General features: G+C 63.7%; 23 protein-coding genes. 15 read left to right on the top strand and 8 right to left on the bottom strand.

Annotation, left to right across the window (positions count from 1 at the left end; genetic code table 11):
- Together ACK41X_RS06945 and ACK41X_RS06940 are read right to left on the bottom strand one after the other, a co-directional pair.
- A partial coding sequence (locus ACK41X_RS06945) for a sigma-54-dependent transcriptional regulator (protein ID WP_409720631.1) occupies positions 1 to 909 on the bottom strand: 909 nt, incomplete at its 3' end.
- A 125-nt stretch (positions 910 to 1,034) separates the two neighbouring features.
- The gene (locus ACK41X_RS06940) at positions 1,035 to 3,380 is read right to left on the bottom strand and encodes a tetratricopeptide repeat protein (RefSeq protein ID WP_409720629.1); all 2,346 of its coding nucleotides are present in this window, start codon (positions 3,378 to 3,380) and stop codon (positions 1,035 to 1,037) included.
- Between the two features lie 190 nt (positions 3,381 to 3,570).
- Between ACK41X_RS06940 and ACK41X_RS06935 the strand changes: the two genes are divergently transcribed.
- From ACK41X_RS06935 to ACK41X_RS06900, 8 genes are all read left to right on the top strand, one after another.
- Entirely contained in the window at positions 3,571 to 5,430 is a 1,860-nt protein-coding gene (locus ACK41X_RS06935; protein WP_409720627.1) for a M3 family oligoendopeptidase, read from the top strand.
- An 83-nt stretch (positions 5,431 to 5,513) separates the two neighbouring features.
- The gene (locus ACK41X_RS06930) at positions 5,514 to 5,738 is read left to right on the top strand and encodes an AbrB family transcriptional regulator (protein ID WP_409720625.1); all 225 of its coding nucleotides are present in this window, start codon (positions 5,514 to 5,516) and stop codon (positions 5,736 to 5,738) included.
- Positions 5,735 to 6,127: a type II toxin-antitoxin system death-on-curing family toxin gene (locus tag ACK41X_RS06925; protein ID WP_409720623.1), complete on the top strand. Its 393-nt coding sequence runs from the start codon at positions 5,735 to 5,737 to the stop codon at positions 6,125 to 6,127. Before ACK41X_RS06930 ends, ACK41X_RS06925 begins: the two co-directional genes overlap by 4 nt.
- Before the next feature lie 80 nt (positions 6,128 to 6,207).
- Positions 6,208 to 7,572 carry an ABC1 kinase family protein gene (locus ACK41X_RS06920; protein ID WP_409720621.1) on the top strand — a complete coding sequence of 455 codons (1,365 nt, stop codon included), beginning with the start codon at positions 6,208 to 6,210 and terminating at the stop codon, positions 7,570 to 7,572.
- Positions 7,573 to 7,664: 92 nt separating this feature from the next.
- Positions 7,665 to 7,817 (top strand): aa3-type cytochrome c oxidase subunit IV, encoded by a 153-nt coding sequence (locus ACK41X_RS06915; RefSeq protein WP_409720619.1) that lies wholly within the window; start codon positions 7,665 to 7,667, stop codon positions 7,815 to 7,817.
- A gap of 27 nt (positions 7,818 to 7,844) precedes the next feature.
- A complete protein-coding gene (locus ACK41X_RS06910; protein WP_409720617.1) occupies positions 7,845 to 8,972 on the top strand; it encodes a Re/Si-specific NAD(P)(+) transhydrogenase subunit alpha in 1,128 nt (375 codons plus the stop codon).
- A gap of 12 nt (positions 8,973 to 8,984) precedes the next feature.
- Positions 8,985 to 9,293 (top strand): proton-translocating transhydrogenase family protein, encoded by a 309-nt coding sequence (locus tag ACK41X_RS06905; RefSeq protein WP_409720615.1) that lies wholly within the window; start codon positions 8,985 to 8,987, stop codon positions 9,291 to 9,293.
- Between the two features lie 7 nt (positions 9,294 to 9,300).
- Positions 9,301 to 10,695, top strand: coding sequence for an NAD(P)(+) transhydrogenase (Re/Si-specific) subunit beta (locus ACK41X_RS06900; protein ID WP_409720613.1), 1,395 nt, complete (start codon positions 9,301 to 9,303; stop codon positions 10,693 to 10,695).
- 106 nt (positions 10,696 to 10,801) lie between these two features.
- On the opposite strand, the gene ACK41X_RS06895 is transcribed toward ACK41X_RS06900, so the two are convergent.
- The 4 genes from ACK41X_RS06895 to ACK41X_RS06880 form a co-directional block, all read right to left on the bottom strand.
- On the bottom strand, positions 10,802 to 12,316 hold the full coding sequence (locus ACK41X_RS06895; RefSeq protein ID WP_409720611.1) for a protein adenylyltransferase SelO: 1,515 nt from the start codon (positions 12,314 to 12,316) through the stop codon (positions 10,802 to 10,804).
- 148 nt (positions 12,317 to 12,464) lie between these two features.
- Positions 12,465 to 13,448 (bottom strand): 3,4-dihydroxyphenylacetate 2,3-dioxygenase, encoded by a 984-nt coding sequence (gene hpaD / locus ACK41X_RS06890; protein WP_409720609.1) that lies wholly within the window; start codon positions 13,446 to 13,448, stop codon positions 12,465 to 12,467.
- A 115-nt stretch (positions 13,449 to 13,563) separates the two neighbouring features.
- Positions 13,564 to 15,078, bottom strand: coding sequence for a 5-carboxymethyl-2-hydroxymuconate semialdehyde dehydrogenase (gene hpaE / locus ACK41X_RS06885; RefSeq protein WP_409720607.1), 1,515 nt, complete (start codon positions 15,076 to 15,078; stop codon positions 13,564 to 13,566).
- 173 nt (positions 15,079 to 15,251) lie between these two features.
- Positions 15,252 to 15,635, bottom strand: a complete 384-nt coding sequence (locus ACK41X_RS06880; protein WP_409720605.1) for a 5-carboxymethyl-2-hydroxymuconate Delta-isomerase — start codon at positions 15,633 to 15,635, stop codon at positions 15,252 to 15,254.
- Positions 15,636 to 15,827: 192 nt separating this feature from the next.
- On the opposite strand from ACK41X_RS06880, the gene dapA reads away from it, so the two are divergent.
- The 5 genes from dapA (at position 15,828) to ACK41X_RS06855 (ending at position 19,683) form a co-directional block, all read left to right on the top strand.
- A complete protein-coding gene (dapA, locus tag ACK41X_RS06875) occupies positions 15,828 to 16,742 on the top strand; it encodes a 4-hydroxy-tetrahydrodipicolinate synthase (protein WP_409720604.1) in 915 nt (304 codons plus the stop codon).
- Complete coding sequence (locus tag ACK41X_RS06870; RefSeq protein ID WP_409720602.1) at positions 16,739 to 17,596, top strand: fumarylacetoacetate hydrolase family protein; 858 nt, start codon at positions 16,739 to 16,741, stop codon at positions 17,594 to 17,596. Before dapA ends, ACK41X_RS06870 begins: the two co-directional genes overlap by 4 nt.
- Positions 17,593 to 18,090, top strand: a complete 498-nt coding sequence (gene hpaR, locus ACK41X_RS06865; RefSeq protein WP_409720600.1) for a homoprotocatechuate degradation operon regulator HpaR — start codon at positions 17,593 to 17,595, stop codon at positions 18,088 to 18,090. Before ACK41X_RS06870 ends, hpaR begins: the two co-directional genes overlap by 4 nt.
- Positions 18,091 to 18,092: 2 nt before the next feature.
- Complete coding sequence (locus ACK41X_RS06860) at positions 18,093 to 18,878, top strand: SDR family NAD(P)-dependent oxidoreductase (protein WP_409720598.1); 786 nt, start codon at positions 18,093 to 18,095, stop codon at positions 18,876 to 18,878.
- Positions 18,879 to 19,065: 187 nt separating this feature from the next.
- A complete protein-coding gene (locus ACK41X_RS06855; protein WP_409720596.1) occupies positions 19,066 to 19,683 on the top strand; it encodes a hypothetical protein in 618 nt (205 codons plus the stop codon).
- Positions 19,684 to 19,766: 83 nt separating this feature from the next.
- Here the strand turns inward: ACK41X_RS06855 and ACK41X_RS06850 are convergent, their stop codons facing one another.
- Positions 19,767 to 21,083, bottom strand: coding sequence for a DUF3422 family protein (locus ACK41X_RS06850; RefSeq protein ID WP_409720594.1), 1,317 nt, complete (start codon positions 21,081 to 21,083; stop codon positions 19,767 to 19,769).
- A 68-nt stretch (positions 21,084 to 21,151) separates the two neighbouring features.
- Positions 21,152 to 22,987 (bottom strand): sigma 54-interacting transcriptional regulator, encoded by a 1,836-nt coding sequence (locus ACK41X_RS06845; RefSeq protein WP_409720592.1) that lies wholly within the window; start codon positions 22,985 to 22,987, stop codon positions 21,152 to 21,154.
- A gap of 311 nt (positions 22,988 to 23,298) precedes the next feature.
- Here ACK41X_RS06845 and ACK41X_RS06840 point away from each other — a divergent pair, with 311 nt between their 5' ends.
- Positions 23,299 to 24,696: a CmpA/NrtA family ABC transporter substrate-binding protein gene (locus tag ACK41X_RS06840; RefSeq protein WP_409720590.1), complete on the top strand. Its 1,398-nt coding sequence runs from the start codon at positions 23,299 to 23,301 to the stop codon at positions 24,694 to 24,696.
- A gap of 82 nt (positions 24,697 to 24,778) precedes the next feature.
- Positions 24,779 to 25,618, top strand: coding sequence for a nitrate ABC transporter permease (gene ntrB, locus ACK41X_RS06835; RefSeq protein ID WP_409720587.1), 840 nt, complete (start codon positions 24,779 to 24,781; stop codon positions 25,616 to 25,618).
- Positions 25,619 to 25,622: the final 4 nt, after the last annotated feature.

Genomic DNA, 25,622 nt, shown 5'->3' with positions numbered 1-25,622 from the left:
CAGATCCTCGCGGAACCGGCCGGACTTCACATCGGCGATCAGATTGCGGTTGGTCGCGGAAATCACGCGGACATCGACCGGCAGGCTCCTGCGAGCGCCGATCGGCTCGATTTCGCCTTCTTGCAGCGCACGCAGCAGCTTGACCTGTGCCGCGGGCGGCAATTCGCCGACCTCGTCGAGAAACAGGGTGCCGCCGTCGGCCTCGGCGAATTTGCCGGTATGGCGGTCGGACGCGCCGGTAAAGGCGCCACGCTCGTGACCGAACAGGATCGACTCCACCAGATTGTCCGGGATCGCACCGCAATTGACCGCGACGAAGGGCTTTGCCCTGCGCTCGCCGCTGCCGTGAATGGCTCTGGCGATCATTTCCTTGCCGACCCCGGATTCACCCTCGATCAAGACCGGAATGGCAGAAGCCGACGCCTTTTCCGCCTGCCTCAGCACCCGGCCCATGGCGGCGCTGCGGGTGATGATGTCGCGGAAGGTCAGGGTGCCCGACCGGCTGCGCTTCATGCGCTGCAATTCGCCTGCGAGCGCGCTTTGCGTCAGGGCATTCTTGAGAGAAACCTGCAGCCGTTCGGGACTCGCGGGCTTCACTACGAAGTCCGAGGCGCCGGCCCGCATCGCCGAAATCACGTTGTCGATGCCGCCATGCGCGGTCTGGACGATCACCGGGATGGCGATGTTTTCGGCACGCATGCGTGCGAGCAGGCCCAGACCATCGAGGTCGGGCATGACCAGATCGAGAATGACGCAGTCGATGCGCGCAGCCTCGTCGCTATCGAGAATGCGCGCGGCTTCGTCGCCGCCCTCGGCAACGATCGCCTCGTAGCCGAATTTGCGCACCATGTTCTCGATCAGCCGGCGCTGAACCGGATCGTCGTCAACGACGAGAATACGCTCGGACATCCCAACCCCTCGGCCGACTTTGGCCTGTGCCGTTTCGGGGCAGTCTCCGCCGCTTGGCTTAACAGCGTCTTAAGCCGCTTGCAGCGCTGTGCTGCTCGATGTGCACCTCACGCCGGATGTGCAGGTCACGCCGGCTTGTGCAGCCAGAACGCAATCGTCGCCGCGAAGGCGTCCGGATGTTCGGTCTCGAATTGATGCCAGCAAGCGAGATCCTTGCGCGCAGCCGGCTCCGGGAAACGATCGGCAAACGCGCGGCGCACGGCGTCGGGCGTTTCGAGGCCGATAACGCTCAGCCCGCTGGCGGACAGCAAGGCCTGAAGCTTCGGCAGCGACATGACATGGTGCTGCGGCTGCAAGACCAGGTCGCGAAAGCCGCCCATGCAATAGAAATCCGCAACATTAAGGACGTCGCGGGCCTTTGCATCGGCTGGCAGGCGCAACATCGCCTGACGGCACAGACGAATGCCTTCGGCATCGGGCTGATAATTTCCGGCGGCGGCGAAATCGCGCGCAGCGAGAATGCCCCGACAGGCAGACCCGCTGGTGACTGCAATGCGCATGAGTCCACCCGGTTTCAACAGCGAGGTCAGGATTTCGAAGCCGGCATCGGGGTCGGCGAGGCGATGCAGAATGCCGGGCGCCTCGATCAGATCGAAGCGGCGGTGCAAGTCCCGAAGCTTCATGACGTCGGCCGTCGCGAATTCGATAGTGCCGAGCTTCAACCGCGCGGCCTGCCGCCGCGCATAAGCAAGCCGCGCAAGGCTTGGATCGAGCGCCAGGATGCTCGCCCCGAGATAGCTTTGTGCGGCCCGGATCGCCGACAGTCCGGTGCCGCATCCTGCGATCAGAATGTCGGGTGCACCAAGATGAGTCAGAGCGGGGCCGTCGCCGTGCGGCAGCCGTTGCTGCACCACATCCCGGACCGGCAGCGGCGTCAGCGTCGATGCCGCATGCGTCCATCGCGGAGAAGGGGTCTCCTCGAATTGCTCCCCGACTATGCCGGAGGCATCGTCGATCGCCGTGAGGGTCGGCGTGGTTTCGCGCAAAGCGGCCTCTTCGCTGGGCTCCTCGATCTGCTGGCGCAGGATCGCGGCGACCGGCGGCGGCCAGTCGCGCTGCAGCAACCGCCCGGCATGATCGTGCGAGTGCAACGGGCGATACATCGCAAATGCGGCAAGCTGGAACGGTGTCACCGCAGCGGCATTTCGCAGCGATGCGGACAATTGCTCGATCCTCGACGTCTCCGAGGCAAATTCGCTGAAGACGTATTCGTTGAGGAAGCATTGCTGCGCCAGCGCACTGCACAGTTCGAGCATGGCGGCCGGCGCATCGTGACCGCCTGCGGCGCGATCCAGAAGATGGGCGCGCAGGGCGGTGAGGAAGCGCTCGATCCCGATATCGCAATTCGGCGCCGATTCCAGATAGGCGCGAAACAGCGGCTCGCCGGCCGCGGCAATTTCCGCTTCCGAGATTACCGGATGCTGCTGGCTTGCCGAGGCCTGAAGCCATTGCCCCGTGACCCGCTCGATTGCGGGTCCGATCACCGGATGCGCGCGCAGCACCGATGCGCAGAGCGGCGCGAGTTCGAGCGGCTCGACCCAGCTTTCGACAAGGGCACGCTGCAATTTCTCGCGCAGCCCGGCATCGGGATTGAATCGGCTGGCCGACATCAGGCAGCGCAGATAGGTCAGCCGCGCGTCGTTCGTGTCGCGTGCCGACAAGGCCCGGTCCGCAAGCGGAAGGGCTTCGTCCGCCTTGCCTTGCGACAGCAGGACGGCGGCGAGCTGCTGCGTTGCCTGCGGATCGTCCGGCTGGATCGCAAGCGCGCGGCGCAGGCTCTGCTCGGCTTCGTCCAGCCGGTTCTGCTCGTGGCGCACCATGCCGATGTTGAGATGCGCGACCGCAAGGTCGGGATGCAATGCCGCAGCGCGCTGCCACAGATCGGCCGCGTCCTCGGAGCGGCCTTGCGCGCGCAGCACGCGGCCGAGATTGTTCATCGCAACCGCATTGGATGCCTGCAGCTTCAGAACGCGCCGCAGGCTTTGTTCGGCGTCCTCGAGCCGGCTGTCCCGGGCATAGGCGGTGCCCAGTTCGAAATGCGCGTCCGCGTAATCGGGCTTCAATGCGACCGCCTTCGACAAAGGCTCGATCGCCTCGGCACTGCGGCCCGCCGCGTTGAAGATGGTGCCGAGATTGTAGTGATAATCCGGATTGCGCGGCTCAATGGCGATGGCCTGGCGGATCAGGGATATGGCCTCGTCGCTGCGGCCGGTCTGGTGCATCAGCGCGCCGAGCAGTTGCAGCGCCGTGGCATTGCGCGGCTCGACGGCGAGCACATCGCGATACAGCCGTTCGGCGTCGGAGCGGTGCCCGGCCTGGTGGGCGCGGAAGGCCTGGGCGAGGGCCGCGGCCATCGGCGAGGCGGCGGGGCCGCCCTTTTTTTGCGCAGCGCGCCGTTCCTTGCGATTCATCAAGACGTTCCTCATCGGTCCTGCGGAAAGAGCCTCGGCCGGACGCCGCAGGGCGCGCGGACCCTAATGGACCGGGAACGCCATTTGAAGGGTTTCGCCGCAGGTAACGGAGGCCTCCGCGCGGTTGCGCAACGCTGTCCGAGGCGCGATATGATGGCGCAGCGAAACCAAACGGGTGACATCCTCCTTCATGGCTCCTCGAACCGCCGCCGCCGCGAAATCCGGCAAATCCGCCCCCAAAGCCGCGGCGAAGCCCGCCGCATCGCCGGACCTCGGTCCGCTGCCGGAATGGAATCTGGCCGATCTCTATCGTTCGATCGACGCCCCTGAATTCAAGCGCGATCTCGACCGCGCCGAGGCCGAATGCATCGCTTTCGAAAAAGCCTACAAGGGGCGTCTCGCGGAGCTGGCCGCCGGTCCGCATGCCGGGCAGGCGCTGGCCGAGCCGGTGCGGCGCTATGAGGCGATGGAGGATCTTCTTGGCCGGCTGCTGTCCTATGCGATGCTGGCCTATACCGGCAATACGACCGATCCGCAGATCGCGAAATTCTACGGCGACGTGCAGGAGCGCGTCACCGCGATCTCGCTGCATCTCCTGTTCTTTGCCCTCGAATTGAACCGCATCGACGACGAACTGATCGAGAAGGCGATGTCCGATCCGGCGCTCGGCCATTACCGGCCCTGGATCGAGGATCTGCGCAAGGAAAAACCCTACCAGCTCGAAGACCGGATCGAGCAATTGTTTCACGAGAAGTCGGTCAGCGGTGCATCAGCCTGGAACCGCCTGTTCGACGAAACCATCGCGGCGATGCGCTTTCAGGTGGACGGGCAGGAGCTTGCGATCGAGCCGACGCTCAGCCTTTTGCAGGACACCGACGAGAACAAGCGCAGGGCCGCCGCGGAGGCGCTGGCACAATCGTTCAAGGCGCATGTGCGCACCTTCGCGCTCATCACCAACACGCTTGCCAAGGACAAGGATATTTCCGACCGCTGGCGCGGCTTTGCCGACGTTGCCGATGCGCGGCATCTGTCGAACCGCGTCGAGCGCGAGGTGGTGGATGCGCTGGTCTCCGCGGTGCAGGCTGCCTATCCGAAATTGTCGCATCGCTATTACGCGCTGAAGGCGAAATGGTTCGGCAAGGAAAAGCTGCCGCATTGGGACCGCAATGCACCGCTGCCGGAAGTGAAGATGCGCACCATCGCCTGGCCCGAGGCGCGCGCGACCGTGCTCGAGGCCTATGGCGCGTTCTCGCCGGTCATGGCCAAGATTGCCGAACGCTTCTTCGAGGAACGGTGGATCGATGCCCCGGTGCGGCCGGGCAAGGCGCCCGGCGCCTTCGCGCATCCGACGGTGCCGTCCGCCCATCCTTATGTATTGCTGAACTATCAGGGCAAGCCGCGCGATGTGATGACGCTGGCGCATGAACTCGGTCACGGCGTGCATCAGGTGCTGGCGGCGCCGAACGGTCCCCTGATGGCGCCGACGCCGCTGACCCTTGCCGAGACCGCGAGCGTGTTCGGCGAGATGCTGACCTTCAAGAAGCTCCTCGCCGCAACCGACGATCCGGTGCAGCGCAAGGCCATGCTCGCCGCCAAATGCGAGGACATGATCAACACCGTGGTGCGCCAGATCGCGTTCTATACATTCGAGCGCCGCATCCATACCGAACGCAAGAATGGCGAACTCACCGCCGAGCGGATCGGCGACATCTGGATGGAGGTGCAGCGCGAGAGCCTTGGGCCTTCGATCGAACTGAAGCCGGGCTACGAGGTATTCTGGAGCTATATCCCGCATTTCGTGCATTCGCCGTTCTATGTCTACGCCTATGCGTTCGGCGACTGTCTCGTGAACTCGCTCTATGCAGTCTACGAGAAGGCGGATGCGGGCTTTGCCGAGCGCTATCTCGCGATGCTCGCCGCCGGCGGCACCAAGCACCATTCAGAGTTGCTGAAGCCGTTCGGCCTCGACGCCCGCGATCCGCATTTCTGGCAGGGCGGGCTGGGCGTGATCGAACGCCTGATCGGTGAGCTGGAGGCGCTGGAGCGATAGGCGGCGTACGTAAAACAGATGTTGAACGCCGCTGGTTGGCGCGTTATACAAGTGTATTACGGCGCCCTCGGCGAGGTCCAACGATGAAAATTGAAATCAAGAAAATCGGCAATTCCGACGGCTTGATCCTGCCGCGCGAACTGATGCAGCGGCTCGACCTGAAACGGGGTCAGGAACTTCACATCGTAGAGCTCGCCGGTGGCGGATTTCAGGCTCTGCCCTATGACCCCGATTTCGAGCGCACGATGGAAATCGCCGACCAACTTATGGATGAGTACCGCGATACGCTCGCGGCGCTCGCCAAATGACGGACCGGCCCGAACCCCACTGGCTGACCTACGAACAGGTTATCGCTATTCACAGTCGGCAGTTGCGGCGTTTTGGCGGCGCACCGGGTTTACGTGATGAAGGAATGCTTCGTTCGGCATTGGAGCGCCCTGTCAACAAGTGGCACTACGAACAAACCGAGATTGTCGGTCTCGCTGCGGCCTACGGTTTCGGCCTGGCAAAAAACCATGCTTTTGTGGATGGCAACAAACGCATCGCCTTCATGACGATGGCGTCTTTCTTGCGGAAGAACGAGGTTCGCTTTGCGCCGGATCAGGCGCAGGCGACCGCAATGATGCTGTCGCTGGCCGCGGGCGAGGTCAGCGAGCAAAGCCTCGCACGTTGGATTGCCGAAAACATTGCGAAGTAACGCCCGACTGGCGTTTCTCGCTTGGATTGAGTGCAATGGCGCACTGGCGCGCGCTGCCATCAATGCCTAGCTTCCCGGCGATGTCGGACTCAGAAGCCAATCGTTTCACCGCCCGTGCGCGCCGCTATGCCCGCGTGGGAACGGATGTCGGCGGCGTGGCGGCCCGGATCGCGGGCGCACGCCTGTTCGGGCTCGATCTCGATCGCGGCAAGAACGCCGCACAACTGGCGGCGGCGCTCGGCGGTCTCAAGGGCCCGATCATGAAGGTTGCGCAGCTGATCTCGACGATCCCCGACGCGCTGCCGGCCGAATATGCTGCCGAACTCGCCAAGCTTCAGAGTGAAGCGCCGCCGATGGGCTGGGCTTTCGTCAAGCGGCGCATGAGCGCCGAGCTTGGACCCGACTGGCAATCGAAATTCGCAAGCTTCGATCACAAGCCCTCCGCTGCCGCCTCGCTCGGGCAGGTGCACAAGGCGCGCGCCCATGACGGCACCGAACTGGCCTGCAAGCTGCAATATCCGGACATGCAGTCGGCGGTGGAAGCCGACCTCAAGCAGCTCAATCTGCTATTCGCGGTGCATCGCCGGATGGAGCCCGCGATCGACACCACCGAGATCGGCCAGGAGATCGGCGCGCGCATCCGCGAGGAGCTCGACTATGTGCGCGAGGCCAAGCATGTCGCGCTGTACCGCGAGATGCTTGGCGGCATCGATCTGATCCGGGTGCCGCGGGTCTGGCCGGAATTATCGACGATGCGTCTGCTCACCCTCGACTGGCTCGAGGGCCGGCGCATGCTCGCATTCAAGGAGGCGCCGCTTGCCGATCGCAACCGGCTGGCGCAGGCGATGTTCACCGCCTGGTGGTTTCCGTTCAGCCGGTTCGGCGTAATCCATGGCGACCCGCATCTCGGCAATTACAGCGTGTTCGAGGAGGACGGCGTGCCTGGCGGCATCAATCTGCTCGACTATGGCTGTATCCGGATCTTTCCGCCGCGCTTCGTCGGTGGCGTGGTCGATCTCTATCACGGGCTGCGCGACAACGACGAGGCGCTGGTGGTCAAGGCTTACGAGACCTGGGGGTTCCGCAACCTCACGCGCGAGCTGATCGCTATCCTCAACATCTGGGCGCGTTTCATCTATGGGCCGCTGCTGGACGATCGGGTGCGCAGCATTGCCGACGGCGTGAAGCCCTCCGAATACGGCCGGCGCGAGGCCTTCCGGGTGCATCAGGCGCTGAAGGAGAAAGGGCCGGTCACGGTGCCGCGCGAATTCGTGTTCATGGACCGGGCGGCAATCGGGCTCGGCGGGGTTTTCCTGCATCTGCAGGCCGAGCTGAATTTCTATCGTCTGTTCAACGAAGCGATCCAGAATTTCTCATTGTCGGAGGTGGCAAGCCGCCAGGCCGCCGCGCTTGACCAGGCCGGTTTACCGCATCCCGAGCCCTGAGGATCGCCGGGTTTTGCGGCGTTTCCTCCCGTTGCCCCGCCCGCGCAATTGCGGTAACCGATAGTCGACGAATGGCTCTCACGGGGACCGCAATGGCCGACCACAGCGAAGTGGCCTACACGACCGCCGACGGCAACGATTACAAGGAACATGAGCAGACTTACCTCCTGTTCCTGAAACTGGTGAAATGGGGGATCATCATCGTTGCGGCGATTCTCATCCTGATGGCCTATTTCCTGGTCTGACAACGTCTCGAGGGGCCGGGGGGCCAGATGAAAGTCGCGATTGCTGCGGAGACCGACACGGGGGAGCCGCGCGTCTCGGGCACGCCGGAAACGGTCAAGAAGCTGATCGGGCTTGGCGCCGAGGTTGCCGTAGAGCCGGGGGCGGGGCTCGCGTCGGGCATCCCCGATTCCGAATATGCCGAAGCCGGCGCGAAGGTCGCGCCCGGCGCCACCGCTGATGCCGACGTCGTCCTCAAGGTGCGCCGCCCGTCTGCCGAGGAGCTGAAGGGCTACAAGAAGGGCGCGATCGCCGTCGCGCTCATGGACCCTTACGGCAACGACGCCGCGATCAAGGCGCTGGCGGATGCCGGCGTGACCGCCTTTGCCATGGAATTGATGCCGCGCATCACCCGCGCCCAGTCGATGGACGTGTTGTCGAGCCAGGCCAATCTCGCCGGCTATCGCGCCGTTATCGATGCCGCCGCGGAATATGGCCGTGCGCTGCCGATGATGATGACGCCGGCAGGCACCGTTCCAGCAGCGCGGGCCTTCATCATGGGTGTCGGCGTTGCCGGCCTGCAGGCCATCGCAACCGCGCGCCGCCTCGGCGCCGTGGTCACCGCGACCGACGTTCGCCCCGCCGTCAAGGAGCAGGTGCAGAGCCTCGGGGCGAAATTCATCGCGGTCGAGGACGAGGAGTTCAAGCAGGCGGAAACCGCGGGCGGCTACGCCAAGGAAATGTCCAAAGAATACCAGGCGAAGCAGGCCGCGCTGATCGCCGATCACATCAAGAAGCAGGACATCGTCATCACCACGGCGCTGATCCCGGGACGGCCGGCGCCGAAGCTCGTCTCGAAAGACATGGTGGCCTCGATGCGGCCGGGGTCGGTGATCGTCGATCTTGCGGTCGAGCGCGGCGGCAACGTCGAAGGCGCGAAGGCGGACGAGGTCGTCACCGTAAATGGCGTCAAGATCGTCGGGCATCTCAACGTGCCGGGGCGGCTCGCCGCATCGTCATCGGCGCTCTACGCCAAGAACCTCCTGACCTTCCTCGAAAGCCTGATCGACAAGAAAGAAAAGAAGCTCGCGATCAACTGGGACGACGAGATCGTCAAGGGCACTTTGCTCACCCGCGATGGCGCGGTCGTCCATCCGAATTTCCAGCCGAAGGCTTGAGGGACGTCACGCATGGACCAGATTGATCCCTTCGTCTTTCAGTTCTCGATCTTCGTATTGGCGGTATTCGTCGGCTATTACGTCGTCTGGTCGGTAACGCCGGCGCTGCATACGCCGCTGATGTCGGTTACCAACGCGATCTCCTCGGTGATCGTGGTCGGAGCGCTGCTCGCGGTCGGCGTGCCGATCCTGGAATCGGGTTCAACGCTGGCGCGTATCCTCGGCTTTGTCGCGCTGGTGCTGGCTTCGGTTAATATTTTCGGCGGCTTCCTGGTCACGCAGCGCATGCTCGCGATGTACCAGAAGAAGGAAAAGAAGTGAGCGCGGCATGACCCCGAACCTCGTCGCGCTGCTCTACCTCGTCGCCGGCGTTCTCTTCATTCTCGCGCTGCGCGGACTGTCTTCGCCGGAAACCAGCCGGCAGGGGAATGTGTTCGGCATCGTCGGCATGACGCTCGCCATTCTCACCACCATCGCCTCGCATCCGCCCGCGAGCGCCGTGGCGTGGCTTTTGGTCATTGTCGGCATTGCCATCGGCGGCGGCATCGGCGCGATGATCGCCCGCAAGGTACCGATGACGGCGATGCCGGAGCTGGTCGCTGCCTTCCATTCGCTGGTCGGCATGGCGGCGGTGCTGGTGGCGGCGGCAGCGCTCTATGCCCCGGCCGCTTTCGATATCGGCGCAGTCGGCGCCATCAAACGCGCGAGCCTTGTCGAAATGTCGCTTGGCACCGCGATCGGCGCCATCACCTTCACCGGTTCGGTGATCGCCTTCGCCAAGCTGTCCGGCCGCATGAGCGGCGCGCCGATCATGCTGCCGGCGCGACATGCCATCAATATCGGGCTCGGAATTGCGACCTTTGTGCTCATCGCCTGGCTGGCGCTGACCGAAAGCTACGCGGCGTTCTGGCTGCTGGTTATCGTGTCGCTGGTGCTCGGCGTCCTCATCATCATCCCGATCGGCGGCGCCGACATGCCGGTCGTGATCTCGATGCTGAATTCCTATTCCGGCTGGGCCGCGGCCGGCATCGGCTTCACGCTGGGCAATACTGCGCTGATCATCACCGGCGCACTGGTCGGCTCGTCGGGTGCGATCCTGTCCTACATCATGTGCAAGGGCATGAACCGCAGTTTCATCTCCGTCATCCTCGGCGGCTTCGGCGGCGAGGTTGCGGGCCCGGCCGGCGGCGGCGAGCAGAAGCCGGTCAAGCTCGGATCGGCGGAAGACGCCGCCTACATCATGAAGAATGCCAGCAAGGTCATCATCGTGCCGGGCTACGGCATGGCGGTGGCGCAGGCCCAGCATGCGCTGCGCGAAATGGCCGACGAACTGAAGAAGGAAGGCGTCGAGGTCAAATACGCGATCCATCCGGTCGCGGGCCGCATGCCGGGCCACATGAACGTGCTGCTTGCCGAAGCCAATGTGCCCTACGACGAAGTCTTTGAGCTTGAAGACATCAATTCGGAATTCCCGCAGGCCGACGTCGTCTATGTGATCGGCGCCAACGACGTGACCAACCCTGCGGCCGAGGACGATCCGTCGTCGCCGATCTACGGCATGCCGGTGCTGCAGGTCTGGAAGGCGGGCACCGTGATGTTCAACAAGCGCTCGCTCGCCTCCGGCTATGCCGGCATCGACAATCCGCTATTCTACCGCGACAACACCATGATGCTGCTCGGCGATGCGAAGAAGATGACCGAGAACATCGTCAAGGCGATGTAGCACGGTCGCCCCCGCGAAAGCGGGGGCCCATGGTCCAGACTGGTGGCTATTGGTCCCCGCCTTCGCGGGGACGACGCGCGGCAAAAGTTTTCTCCCATTTTTGTGCTTACGTTCCGCAAAAGGTCTGGGTGACTTCCTCTTCCGGCTGCGGCGGCGCGCAATAGCGGTCGAAGGCAGGCTGATCGTCATACGGTCTGGCGAGCACCCGATTGAGCTCATCGAACAGATCGCATTGCCCCAGCTCGGCTGCGGCAATCGCGGCTTCGACGCGATGATTGCGCGGAATGTATTTCGGATTGACGGCTTTCATCGCGGCGCTGCGCTCTTGCGGCGTTCGCGGTTCGCGCGACAGCCGCTCCCGCCAGACAAATGCCCAGGCGTCGTAGGACGCCTTGTCTGAGAACAGGTCACGCACGCTATCGTCCGTCGCCGTGCCTCCGGCAAGCTCGCTCAGCGCGCGGAAGGTCAGCGTGAAATCCGCGCCGCCTTCCGCCATGCGGGCGAGCAGATCGCCGATCAGCGCTTCGTCATCCGCGTGGGCGTCGAACAGGCCGAGCTTGCGCCGGAAACCTGCAAGATAGGCCGCCTTGTAGCCGGTTCCGAACGTGCCGAGCACGTCATTGGCCTTTGCAAGCGCGGCGTCGCGTTCGCCCGAGAACAGTGGAAGCAGGCATTCGCCCAGCCGCGCGAGATTCCATTTCATGATCCCGGGCTGGTTCTGGTAGGCATAGCGTCCCTGCCGGTCGATCGAGCTGAACACCTTGCGGGGATGATAAGCGTCCATGAAGGCGCAGGGCCCGTAGTCGATGGTTTCGCCGGCAATGGAGGTATTGTCGGTATTGAGAACCCCATGGATGAAGCCGATCTGCATCCATCGTGCGACCAGATCGGCGAGCCGCGCGGCAACGCCTTCGAACAACGCGAGATACGGGTCCGCAGCCTCGGCGGCGTCGGGGTAGTGCCGGCTGATCGCGTAGTCCGCGAGCAGCCGCAGCCCCTCGATATCCTCGCGGGCGGCGAAATACTCGAACGTACCGACACGAAGATGGCTGGACGCGACGCGCGTCAGCACGCCGCCCGGCAGCATGCGCTCGCGCACAACCTGTTCGCCGCTGGTGACGGCCGCGAGCGATCGGGTGGTTGGCAGGCCGAGCGCGGCCATCGCCTCGCTGACGATATATTCGCGGATCACCGGTCCGAGCGCCGCGCGCCCGTCGCCGCGCCGGGAGAAGCGCGTCGGGCCCGAGCCCTTGAGCTGGATATCGAAACGTTCGCCAGACGGTGCGAGCACCTCGCCCAGAAGGACGGCGCGGCCATCGCCGAGTTGCGGAACGAAATTGCCGAACTGGTGACCCGCATAGGCCTGCGCGAGCGGGGCCGAGCCTTCGGCGATGCGATTGCCGGCGAGAATGGCGACCCCTTCGGGGCTTTTCAGGAATTCAGGATCGAGCCCAAGGGCCTCTGCCAGAGCATCGTTGAGCGCGATCAATCGCGGCGCCGCAACCGGTGTCGGTTCGACGCGCTGGAAGAATCGCTCCGGCAACGCCGCGTAGGTGTTGTCGAATGGGATCCGGCCCGATATGCCGGCTTCGGCGACTGCTTGGGGATGTGAGACTGGCATCCAGCATAAATCGTCGCCATCGCGGCAAAAAACAAGCCTCGATCGCCATCGGTGCGCGCGCCTCATCCGCATTCGGCGGGCCGGGTCAGCAACGATCAGGCCGCCTGCGCGGGGACGGCAACAATAATTACGTCGCCACGATCGACAATCACCGCGCCACGATCGGCTGCGCTTCCAGCACCGGGTCTTTCACCGGCACGCCGGTGAACGCCGAGCCCTCCTCGAACCATGACTTCGGCGCCGGGTGGCCCCACAAGGTCTGGCGCTGCGCATCCTGAAGCCCCCAGCGCAACGGCTCGAAATCCGGATCGACCGTCAGATAGTCCGAGGTGAACAGCTCGACGCGGTGGCCGTCGGGGTCACGGATATAGAGAAAGAACGCATTCGAGATGCCGTGACGGCCGGGTCCGCGCTCCATGTTGGCGAGATAGCCGGACGACGCCATTACGTCGCAGATGTGAAGGATGTCGAGCGCGCTCGCGGTCCAGACGCCGATATGGTGTAGACGCGGTCCGCGCCCGTTGGTGAAGGCGATGTCGTGGACGTTGCCCTTGCGATGCATCCAAACTGCCCAGAGCTGCGGATTGTCGCCATCGGTTTCGGTGTACTCGGTCAGGCGGAAACCGAGCTCGGTGTAGAAATCGTAGGAGGCCTGTACGTCCGGCGTGAAGCAGTTGAGATGGTCGATGCGCTGGATGCGCGCGCCCTTGTACTCGGCGTATTTGCGCAGCATGCATTCGGCCTGGTCCATGCGGAAATAGAAGTCGAGCGGCATGCCGTGGATGTCGCAGGTGCGAAGAGTCCGGCCCTGATGCTCGATTTCGGGGAACGAGGTCGGGTACCCTTTATGCGCGAACCAGAAGGCGGCGCGGTCGAGGTCCTCCTCGCTCGCGACCTTGTAGCCGAGCGCAGGGATCGTGGCGTCGTTCTGCTTGCGCAGCACGATGGAATGATGATTGCGCTCTTCCACCGCGCGCAGGAAGATCACGTTCTTGTCTTCCGCCGTCACAAGATAGCCCAGGCAATCGACATAGAAGGCGCGCGATGCAGCGAGATCGCGCACGCCGAATTCGACATGGCTGGCGCGGACGATATTGAAGGGCGGCGTGAAGTTCGGTTTGCGGATGGGCATTCTATCCTCCGGTCATTCCGGGGCGCGAGCTTAAGCTCGCGAACCCGGAATCCAGTTTCTGGCTCTTGCTTGCGATCTGGACAGACGATTGAGAGCGTGTCGCTCTGATCATGATCTACGCTCCAATTTTCGGTATCTTGTGATTGTCGAGCGCGATCGCGATGTTCTTTGTCTCCATATAGAAGTCGAACGAGTAATCGCCGCCGTCGCGGCCGATGCCGGACGACTTCACGCCGCCGAACGGCGTCGGCAGATGGCGGACATTCTCCGAATTTACCCAGATCATGCCGGCTTCCAGCGCCTGCGCCATGCGATGCGCGCGGCCGACATCGCGGGTCCACAGATAGCCGGCGAGGCCGTAGCGGACGTCGTTGGCGAGCGCGACCGCTTCCTTCTCGTCGGCGAACGGGATCATGGTGAGCACCGGGCCGAAGATTTCTTCCTGCGCAATCTTCATGCCGTTGCGCGCATTGATATAGAGCGTCGGCTCGACGTAATTGCCTTTGCCGCCGTTCGCCCGGCCGCCGCCGACAGCAACCGTGGCGCCGGCCTCGCGCGCGGCGCTGACATAGCTCAGCACCTTCTCGACATGGCGCGGATGGATCAGCGGTCCGATTTCGGTGGCGGCATCAAGCGGGTGGCCGACCTTGATCTTCTTCACCCGCTCGGCGGCGCGCTTGGCAAATTCGTCATAGATTGAGGCCTCGACCAGTGCACGGCTCGACGAGGTGCAGCGCTCGCCGTTCAGCGAGTAGATCATGAACAGGCAGGCATCGAGCGCGCGGTCGAGGTCGGCATCGCCGAACACGATCACCGGGTTCTTGCCGCCGAGCTCGAAATGCACGCGCTTCAGCGTGGCCGCGCCCTGCCGCATGATCGCGGAACCGGTCGCGCTCTCGCCGACGAAGCCGATCGCCTTGATGTCGGGATGCTCCGTCAGCGCCTTGCCGGCTTCCTCGCCCATACCATGCACGACATTGAGCACACCGGCAGGCAGCCCGGCCTCGAGGCAGATTTCCGCAAGCAATTGCGCGGTGAGGGGAGACCATTCCGCCGGCTTGTGCACGACCGTGCAGCCCGCGGCGAGCGCGGGAGCGATCTTCCAGGTCGACAGCATGAACGGCGTGTTCCAGGGCGTGATCACGCCCACGGGTCCGATCGGCTGGCGGATGGTGTAGTTCAGATGCGTGTCGGTCGGCAGCGACAGGCCGTCATTGGCGCCGGGCGCGCGGTCGGCATAGAAGCGGAAATTCTCCGCGCCGCGCAGCGCCGCCTTCGACATGTAGCGGATCGGCTGACCCGTATCCATGCATTCGACATAGGCGATCTCGTCGGCGCGTGCGACGATGGCGTCGGCGATCTTGTGTAAAATTGCGCGGCGCTTCTCGCCGGAGGTGTGCGCCCAATTGGTTCGGAACGCTTTCATGGCGGCCTTGGCCGCGCGGTCGATCTCGGGCGCGCCGCCGCGCGATACTTTCGCGATCGGCGCATTATCGACCGGCGAGGCGGTCTCGAAGGCGTCGGCGCCAATCTCCGGCTTGCCGTCGATCAGATGCGGCACAACGCCGTTGCGGAAGCGCGCGAGGTGCTTTTCGGCGAGGGCGATGGTGTCGTCGAGGGTTGTGGTCATGAGACGTATCCGCGTTCAGGATGTGATTCTCTCTCCCCTTGCAGGGGAGGGGCGGGAAGGGGTGAATTTCCATCCCGGCGCTTGTGGCTCACCTCCCTTCCGACCGGCCTTTGGCAGGTTGACCTCCCCCGCGCGCGGGGAGGTGAAGAGAAGATGCCCGAAAGCATGGTGACTTATGCCGCCTTCTCGCTCTTGCGCAGCGTGTCGCGACGCAACGTGAGCTGGGTGATCTCGTGCATCTCCAGCGCGAGCTGCATCGGATGCTTCTTCAGCGTCTGTTCGAGCGCCGTCTCCGCCGCGGCCATCAGCATCTCGGCAACCTTCTGATAGGCCTCTTTCGGACGACCCTCGCGCATGCGCACGATGATGTGAACGAAGGCGTTGTCGGGATTGCGGTCGGCGACGCAGTAATGCTCGCGGCGCATCGCCCGCGTGCGGATGCCTTCAAGCGGGGCATGGCCGGAATCGATCATCGCCTGATGCAGTGCGTTCAGGAGCCCCTGGACGTCCATCGAATGATCGAGATTGGCCGAATATTCCACCATGACGTGCGGCATTGCCTTCCTCCTGATCGCCTGCGCTTGCGGTCGCCGGCGATTCTCATTCGATTGGGGTCGTTGACGTGCCCCGCCGGAAACCTTTAACATGTTAATCATTTCGCCGGGCGGGCCGTCAAGACGGTTGCGCCCGGAAATAAGAGCGTCCATCAAACGAGAGCGTCCGTCGCCCGAAATTTGGGAGGTCCGTCCATGCCGCTGCCGCTTGAGCGTATCAAGGGCTCGATTCCGCCGCTGATCACCCCGTTCAGGAACGGCGAGGTCGACTATGACACCTATGCGAATCTCGTGGAGATGCAGATTCGCGAAGGTTCGCACGGCATTCTGGTCAACGGAACGACCTCCGAGCCCGCTTCGCTCACCACCGAGGAGCGCAACCGTCTGGTGACGCTGTCGGTCGAGGTGGCGAAGGGGCGCGTGCCCATCGTCGCCGCCACCGGCTCGCAGGCGATCTGGGAAACCCGCATCCTCACCGAGCATGCCGCCAAGGCCGGCGCCGATGCGCTCCTGATCGTCACGCCCTATTACACGCGGCCGCCGCAGCGCGGCATGATCGCGTACTATCTCGAGGTGATGAAGGGCATCGATCTGCCGTGGATGATCTATCACATTCCCGGCCGTGCCGCGATCGACATCAAGATCGATACGGTGAAGGAACTGCGCGAGAAGTCGCCGAATTTCGTCGGCATGAAGCATGCCTCGCTCGATCTCGATTTTGTCACCGAATGCCTCGCGGTCGCCGGCCACGACTTCAAGATTTTCGTCGGGCTTGAGGAATTGTCGTTCCCGATGATGGCGATCGGCGCCTGCGGGCTGATGAATGCGGTCGGCAATCTGCGTCCGCGCGTCCTGTCCGATCTGTGCGAGGCGGTGTGGCGCGGCGACCTGAAAACCGCGCAGGATCTGCACCATCGCCTGCACGATCTCAACAAGGCGATTTTCTACGACACCAATCCGATCCCGATCAAATACATGGCGAAGCGGCTCGGCATCGTCGAGCGCAACGAGCACCGCCTGCCGATGGTGCCGGCGACGCCGGAACTGGAAAAGCGCCTCGACGGCGTTCTCTCGCGCGCCGGAATGCTCAGGAGCGAAGCCGCGGAATGAAACTTGTCAGCTTTGTCCGTCACGGCCGTCCGGGCTTTGGCGTGGTCGCAGGCGATGGCGTGATCGATGTCCGGCCGCGCCTGCCTCTGTTTCACACTCTGCTCGACGTATTGCGGGCCGGTGCGCTCGACGAGGTACGGGCGGCGACGGCCGATGTGCGGCCGGATTTCCCGCTGGCCGACATCGCGCTGCTCCCGCCCGTGGTCGGGCCGGAAAAGATCCTGTGCATCGGCGTCAATTACGGAAACCGCAACGAGGAATACAAGGACAATTCGGAGGCGCCGAAATATCCCAGCATGTTCTTCCGCACGCCCGGCTCCTTCGTCGGCCACGGCGCGCCGCTGATCCGTCCGCCGGAATCCGAGCAGCTCGATTACGAGGGCGAGATCGTGCTGGTCATCGGCAAGGAGGGCCACCGCATCAAGCCCGGGCAGGCGAAGGACCATATCGCCGGCTATACGCTCTGCAACGAGGGCACCATCCGCGACTGGCTGCGGCACGCAAAGTTCAATGTCACGCAGGGCAAGAATTTCGACCGCTCAGGATCGATCGGTCCCTGGATGGTGACCGCCGACGAGATCGCGTACGGCAAGCCGCTGCATCTGACGACAACCGTGAACGGCGAGGTGCGGCAGGACGACACCACGGCGAACCTGATCTTCGATTTCGATTATCTGCTCTCGTACATCACGATCTTCACCACGCTGAAGCCGGGCGACATGATTGTGACCGGCACGCCGACCGGGGCGGGCGCCCGGTTCGATCCGCCGAAATGGCTGAAGCCGGGCGACGTAATCGAAGTCACGGTCCCGGAAATCGGGACGCTGCGCAACGGCGTCGAGGACGAAACGTGACCGCGCGCATGCGCCCGTTCCAGCGTTCGCTGCCGATGCAGCTCATGCTGGCGCGGGAAGCGGTAATGCAGCGCTTTCGCCCGCATCTCAATGCACACGGCCTGACCGACCAGCAATGGCGGATCATCCGTGCGCTGAATGAAGTGGAGGCGCTCGATATCGCAGCGCTCTCCCGCGCCTGCTGCCTGCACACGGCTTCGCTGTCCCGTACATTGCCCAATCTCGAAGCCGAAGGCCTGATCGCGCGGCGCGCCAATAAGGACGACCAACGCCGCGTCAGCGTGTCGCTGACCGCGAAGGGGCGGCGGCTGTTCGAGACGGTCGCGCCGCAATCGGAGGCGATCTATGCGCAGCTGGCGCGGGAGATCGGGCCGCAGCGGCTGGAACAGGTTTACGGCCTGCTCGACGAGGTGATCGGGATCCTGCAAAAGCCGCGGCCTCAATCTGCCGCGGTGAAGATGCGGACGGCGGTGCGGCGTAGCAAGGCGGGATGATCATGGTTGAATTCAGCAACAAGGTCGTGGTCGTGACCGGCGGCAGCCGCGGAATCGGGCGTGGCATCGCGCAGGCCTTTGCCCGCGAAGGCGCGCAGACCGTGATTGCCTCGACCTCGGAGCGCAATCTTGCTGCGGCGGCCGGAGCAATTGCGGCCGAGGGCGGGATCAAGCCGGTGACCGCCGCGCTCGATCTGCGCAAGCTCGAAGATTGTCAGAAGCTGCATGCGCTGGTGAAGAAGGGGCTCGGCCGCTGTGACGTGCTGGTCAACAATGCGGGCGCCACCCGCGCCGGCAACTTCCTCGAATTGACTGACGATGCCTGGCAGGACGGCTTTGCGCTGAAATTCTTTGGGTGCGTGCGGCTGTCGCGGCTGTTCTGGCCGATGCTGAAGGACGCGCAGGGGTCTATCGTCAATATCGGCGGCGGAGCCGCGCGCACGCCGGGCGCCGACTTTACCATCGGCTCCTCCTGCAACGCAGCGATGGCAAACTTCTCCAAGGCGCTGTCGCGGCTCGGCATGAAGGACGGGGTGAACGTCAACATCATCCATCCCGGCCTAACCGAGACGGATCGCGTGCAGGATTTGTTCGCGCAACGGGCGAGTGCTGCCGGCAAGACGATCGACGAAATTCGCGTCGAGGCGGTGGCGCGCGACGGTATCCGGCGGATGGCCGAGCCTGCGGATATTGCCGAGCTCGCCGTGTTCCTCTGCAGCGCCAAGGGCCGGCACATCCAGGGCGCGGCCATTCCGGTGGATGGCGGATCGACGCCGGGGTTTTATTGACGAACCCGCTTTTTCGGCTGTCATGGCCTTGACCCGGCCATCCACGTCTTCCTTGCCGCTATACCATTAAGACTTGGATGCCCGCGACACGCGCGGGCATGACGGTTGCACAGGAATAGCCTTCCCGTTCCCGGTGTTCCTCCCGGCATGCGCGGCGCATCGACGCCGCCGGAGCCGGGAGGGCGCCATGACCGCTTGCCTCAGATTTTCATCCATCGCTGCTCTTGGTGTCGCCCTGAGCATCGCCGGTTCCGCGTTCGCGCAGGACAAACCCGTCCGCGTGCGCGGCGAGATCGTCGCACTGGACGGTTCGATGATGACCGTGAAGCCGCGCGGCGGCAGCGACATCAGGATCAAGCTCGCGGACAATGTCGGCGTGTCGGGCGTGGTGCCGTTCAAGGTCGAGGACATCAAGCCGAATTCCTATATCGGCGTGTCGTCAATTCCGCAGCCGGACGGAACCCAGCGCGCGATTCATGTCCTTGTCTTTCCTGAAGCGTTGCGCGGTGTTGCCGAGGGGCATTTTCCCTGGGACAACCAGCCGCAAAGCATGATGACCAATGCGACGGTGCAGGAGACCGTCGCGGGCGTCGACGGCCAGACCATCATGGTCAAGTACAAGGACGGCGAGAAGAAGATCGTGGTGCCGAAGGACGCGCCGGTTGTCACCTATGTGCCGGGCAGCGTCGCCGATCTCAAGCCGGGCGCGAAAATCTTCATCGTCGCCGCGGTCCCGCAGCCGGACGGGACGTTCACAGCTGCACGGGTCAATGTCGGCAAGGACGGGTTGACCCCGCCGATGTGAGCCGCATCCGCTCATTGCCGCGAAAGCGGGAATCCAGAATGTTGCGCTGGGTCCGCGCCTTCGCGGGATGAGCGGGCTCTAGACTACACCTCGTACTCGCGCTCCTTGCCGATGTGGCGGTTGCGGATGCGACGCACGATCCACCAGATCGCCAGCACCGCGAACGGCACGAATGCCGCGGTCGAAAGCGAGGGGTCGACCGGCCAGCCGGCGTCGTGCGCGCCCTTGACCATGTATCCGAACAGCCCGACCACGTAATAGCTGATCGCCGCGACCGAGAGACCTTCAACGGTTGCCTGCAAACGCAGTTGCATGCGGGTGCGGGCATTCATCGAACGAAGAAGATCGCGGTTCTGCTGCTCGACCTCGACATCGACCCGCGTGCGCAGAAGCTGCGCGGCGCGGGCGAGCTTGCGGGAGAGGTTGGCCTGCCGCTCTTCGGTCGCGATGCAGGTGCGGATCGCCGGCGCCATGCGGCGGGCGAGGAACGACGACCAGGTCGGCAGCCCGCCGACCTTGCGCTCGCCGATGATACGCAGTCTCGTCTGCACGATGTCGTCATAGGCGCGGCTGGCGCCGAACCGGAACAGGCTGCCGGCAGCGCCGGCTTCCAGTTCGGCCGCGAGCGCGGTGAGTTCGTCAAGCAGCCGGTTATTGTCGGCGAGCGAGGAGGCTTTCTGAAGCGCAGCTGTCAGCTCGGCAAGCCGCCGCTCGATGCGATTGATCGAAGGCGCCAGCTCCTGCGCCTTGGGCAGGCCGAGCAAGGCGAGCGTGCGATAGGTTTCGAGCTCCAGCAGACGTTGAACGAGCGCGCCCGCGCGTTCCGCGCCAAGGCCGCGGTCAAGCACCAGGATACGCACGAAGCCGTCAGGATCGGTGTGGAAGTCCGTCGCATAAACCGCGGTACCGTCCGAATTTTCCGCAACCGCAAGGCTTGGCCGGTTGAAATGCCGTTCCACCGCAAGGTGGTCGGGGCGGTCGGCCATCAGATGCAGATCGATGGCGACCAGCAGCGGACCGGGTTGCGGCACCAGCGTGATCGGCGTGGCGAGCGAAGCCGCGGACGGGTGAAAGGGTATCGCATCCGGTTCCGCCGGAAGCTCCAGGGTGTACGTCGTGAATTCGGAATGCTGCTCCCAGCGCAATCCGGTGCCGCCGAAATTGACGTGGAAATGCTTGTCGGCCGGCTGCGGCGGGGTCACGCCGCGGCGGATGCACAGGTCGGTCAGCGCCTTGCGGTCTTTCTGGGCGCCTTCGCCCGCGGTGTCGAAGCCGAAATGCAACACGCGGGCGGGGGTCGCCAGCGCCCGAAAGGGACGCGCATGGACTTCGCCGAGAATGACCGATCGGAGCCGGTGAGGTTCGAGCCGTTTGTCGCCCGCGATGACTTCAGCGCTCATGCTCCGCTTCCGGTAACCCTTGCCTGGCGATCGCTGATGCGCAGGCTCCATGGAGTGACGTTAGCACGTCAGGCGCGCTTCGCGGACGTCCGTTTCACGACAATACCCAGCGTCTTGATGCGGGAGGCGAGGGTGGTGGGCTTCACATTGAGCAGTTCCGCCGCGCCGCCGGGACCGAACACCTTGCCGCCACAGGCGTCCAGCGCCGCAACGATGTTGGCGCGGTCGCGTTCGCGCCGTTCGTCCTCGGTCAGAAGCGAAGCGGGATCGGTCCGTCCCTGTGCCGCGCGGCCGACGCCGCGGGCCGGCAGGTCGATATGAAGACGGCCATGGCGGGCGAGAATGGCCGCGTGCTCGATAACGTTCTGCAATTCCCGGACATTGCCTGGCCACGCATATTGCATCAGCCGGCGCATATCGCCTTCGGTCAGCCGCAGATCCGGGATTTTCAGTTTGTGTGCGACAACCTGTAAAAAGTGCTTGGTGAGCGGGGGAATATCGTCGGGCCGTGCACGCAGCGGCACGCATTCGATCGGAAACACGTTCAGGCGGAAATACAGGTCCTCCCTGAACTGCCCTTCGCGCACTGCGGCGCCCAGATCGCGATTGGTGGCGGCGATCACCCGGACATCGGCGTTGCGGGTGCGGGCTTCGCCGACGCGCTCGAATTGACCCTCCTGCAGAACGCGCAACAGCTTGCCCTGCAATTCCAGCGGGATCTCGCCGATCTCGTCGAGGAAAAGGGTACCGCCATCGGCCAGTTCGAAGCGGCCGGGGCGGTCTCGCAGCGCGCCGGGAAGCGCGCCGCGCGCATGGCCGAAAAACTCGCTTTCGAACATGTCGCGCGGGACCGCCGCGCAGTTGACGCGGATCAGCGGCCGGTGGCTGCGCTTGCTTGCGCCGTGGATGGCGCGGGCGATCAGTTCCTTGCCGGTGCCGGATTCGCCGGTGATCAGGACGCTCGCTTCGGTGGGCGCGACGAGTTCGATCTGGCGCAGCGTCTTCTGGATCGCCGCACTGACGCCGATGATGCCGCGATGGTCGGTCTGCAGACGGATTTCTTCCTGCAGATAAGCGTTGTCCTGCTCAAGCCGCTTATGCAGCCGCTCCACCTCGGCGAGCGCAGCGCGCAGTTTCTCATCGGCCTCGCGCCGCTGCGTCACATCACGGAAGACAATGACCGCTCCGACAATGGTGCCGCGGTCACGGATCGGCGTTGACGTGTATTCCACGAAGAAGCGGCTGCCATCCTTGCGCCAGAACACCTCGTTTTCGACGTGGTGAACCGCGCCGTCGCGGAAGGCTGCGTAGATCGGGCAATGGATTGCAGGATAATGCGAGCCGTCGGCATGGGTGTGGTGGACGATGGAATGCATGTCCTTGCCGACCAGTTCATCGGCCCTGAAGCCGAGCATGCGTTCTGCGGCGGGGTTGACGAAGGTTGTCTTGCCATCGGCATTGACGCCGTAGATGCCTTCGCCGGCGGCGCGCAGGATGAGCTGGTTTTCCCGCTCGACGTCGCGGAAGAAGCGTTCGATCCGCTGCCATTCTTCCAGGCCGCCGCGGACATAGAGGTCGGCCTCGCTGTCGGTCTCGCGCTTGCGCAGGGCGGCGAGATCGGAAACCATCAGCAGGAGATCGGGCGCGTCGCCATCGTCGAGCCGGCTGCCGGCATACTCCACGGCGAGTTCGTGACCGGCCGCGTGATGCGGTTTGAGCCCGCGGGTGCGGTATTCGCGTTTCGCCAGCACGGCTTCGGTGAAAACGATCAGCGCCGGCAGTTGGCCAGGGTGCAGCGCCGTGACCCGCATGGCGCGAAGCGCGGCGCGATCGCAGCCGAGCAGACGGCACGCCGCCGGATTGGCGTCGCGGATCAGATCGGCCGCGGGATTGATCACGAGCATTGGCTCGGCTGCGGACTCAAAGATGAGACCGAAACCGGCAGATGACCGAGCCTTTGCCTGATTTTCGGGCAGGGACGGATATGCGAGCATGTTGGCACCAGAGTGCCCGGCGGGCGAGATCTACTAAATTTCGTAGATCACGAAAAGTCGTAACAGGCCGATCCCGTTTTCATTGAGCTATTTGCGCCTGCGTCAGATCGCCCGCGGGCAGCCTCGCGTCTGGCACTGACTTTGCTCTTCTCCCTCCGACTGCCGGTGCAGCGCTGTCCAGAGCGCGCTCTGGCCTGCAGGCTCCAGAGGGGAGAAGTGCGATGTCCACGTTCGACAACCCGTTCGATCCAACGCGTATGCTGCATTCCGCCGGCTGTTCGTGCGGCCGCCATGTCAGCCAGGCCGAGCATGAGCGCGACGCCATCCGGCAATTGCAGTGCGCGCCCGTTGAAGCCCCGGAAACCGAGGAGAGGCGCTATGAGGGCGTAGTCGCTTCCGCCGTGATGCGCGCCATGTTCCCCAAGGATGTCGCCCGGCGCGCTTTCCTGACGTCGGTCGGCGCCTCCACCGCGCTCGCCGCGATTTCGCAGTTCTTCCCGCTTGCAACTGCGACAGACGTTTTCGCGCAGGGCGCTCCGCTGGAAAAGAAAGATCTCAAGGTCGGCTTCATCCCCATTACCTGTGCCACGCCCATCATCATGGCGCATCCGATGGGTTTTTATTCGAAGCACGGGCTGAATGTCGAAGTGATCAAGACCGCCGGCTGGGCGGTGATACGCGACAAGACCATCAACAAGGAATATGACGCAGCCCACATGCTGTCGCCGATGCCGCTCGCGATCACGATGGGCGCGGGGTCGAACGCGATCCCTTACACCATGCCGGCCGTAGAAAATATCAACGGTCAGGCCATCACGCTTGCGATGAAGCATAAGGATAAACGCGATCCGAAATCCTGGAAAGGATTCAAGTTTGCGGTCCCGTTCGACTATTCGATGCACAACTATCTTCTGCGATATTATGTGGCCGAAGCCGGTCTCGACCCCGATCAGGACATCCAGATTCGCGCCGTTCCGCCGCCGGAAATGGTCGCGAATCTGCGTGCCGACAATATCGATGGTTTTCTTGCGCCGGATCCCGTCAATCAGCGCGCGGTCTATGACGGAGTCGGCTTCATCCATATGCTGTCCAAGGAAATGTGGGACGGCCACCCCTGCTGCGCCTTCGCCGCCTCGCGTGAATTCGTGACGCAGATGCCGAACACCTATGCCGCGCTTCTCAAGGCGATCATCGACGCAACGGCCTTCGCGACCAAGCAGGAGAACCGCAAGCAGATCGCCGAAGCGATCGCGCCGGCCAATTATCTCAACCAGCCGGTAACGGTGGTCGAACAGGTTCTGACCGGCACCTTTGCAGACGGACTTGGCAAGGTACAGAAGGTGCCGGACCGGATCGACTTCGATCCGTTCCCCTGGGAGTCGTTCGCCGTGTGGATCCTGACCCAGATGAAGCGCTGGGGCCAGATCAAGGGCGATGTGGATTACAACGGCATCGCCAAACAGGTCTTTCTTGCGACCGATACGACCAAGCTGATGAAGGAAGTCGGTCTGACCCCGCCAACCTCCACGACAAAGTCGTTCTCGGTGATGGGCAAGCCCTTCGATCCGGCCAAGCCCGAGGAGTATCTCGCGAGTTTCAAGATCAAGAGGTCATCGTAGGAGCCAGCACGATGCCGGAGCAAGGGTTCCTGTTGTTGTCGGTCGCGACCATGACCGCGCGAGCCAGAAACGGGAGCGGGCAATGACAGGCTCGCTTTCGTTCCGCGCCGCAGTCGTATCGATTGCGTTGTTCGCGCTATTCCTTGCGGCGTGGCACCTTGCGACAAGCGGTACCGGCACCGTTGTCCAAATGGATCCCGAATACGCCAAGCTGATGGGGGCGACCGCGACCCAGGGAAAGTCGGCGATGCCGGGTCCGTTCGACGTTGGCAGGAAGCTCTGGGAGCATCTCAACGAGCCTTTCTATGACCGGGGCCCCAATGACAAAGGCGTCGGCATTCAACTGGGTTACTCTTTGGCACGGGTGCTGACAGGGTATTTCCTGGCCGTGATTTTCGCGATTCCGATCGGTTTCCTGATCGGCATGTCGCCATTGATGAGCCGGGCGCTCGATCCTTTCATTCAGGTGCTGAAACCGATCTCGCCGCTCGCCTGGATGCCGCTCGCGCTCTACACCATCAAGGATTCGTCTCTCTCGGCAATCTTTGTGATCTTCATCTGCTCGGTCTGGCCCATGCTGCTCAATACCGCATTCGGGGTATCCGCCGTCCGCAAGGAGTGGCTGAATGTCGCGCGGACGCTTGAAGTCAGTCCGATCCGCCGCGCCTTCACAGTTATCCTCCCTGCCGCAGCACCGACTATACTCACGGGAATGCGAATCTCGATCGGGATCGCATGGCTTGTCATCGTCGCGGCAGAAATGCTGGTCGGCGGCACCGGCATTGGTTACTTCGTTTGGAACGAATGGAATAATTTGTCGATAACGAATGTGATCAACGCGATCCTGTTGATCGGCGTCGTCGGCATGGTGCTGGACCAGATCCTCGCGTATTGCCAGCGCGCGGTCACCTTCCCGGAATAAAGCC

The organism is Pseudorhodoplanes sp., assembly GCF_046289595.1.
GTDB lineage: Bacteria > Pseudomonadota > Alphaproteobacteria > Rhizobiales > Xanthobacteraceae > Pseudorhodoplanes.
The sequence above is the reverse complement of the archived record's forward strand: the minus strand, read 5'-3'. Positions and strand labels throughout refer to the sequence as shown.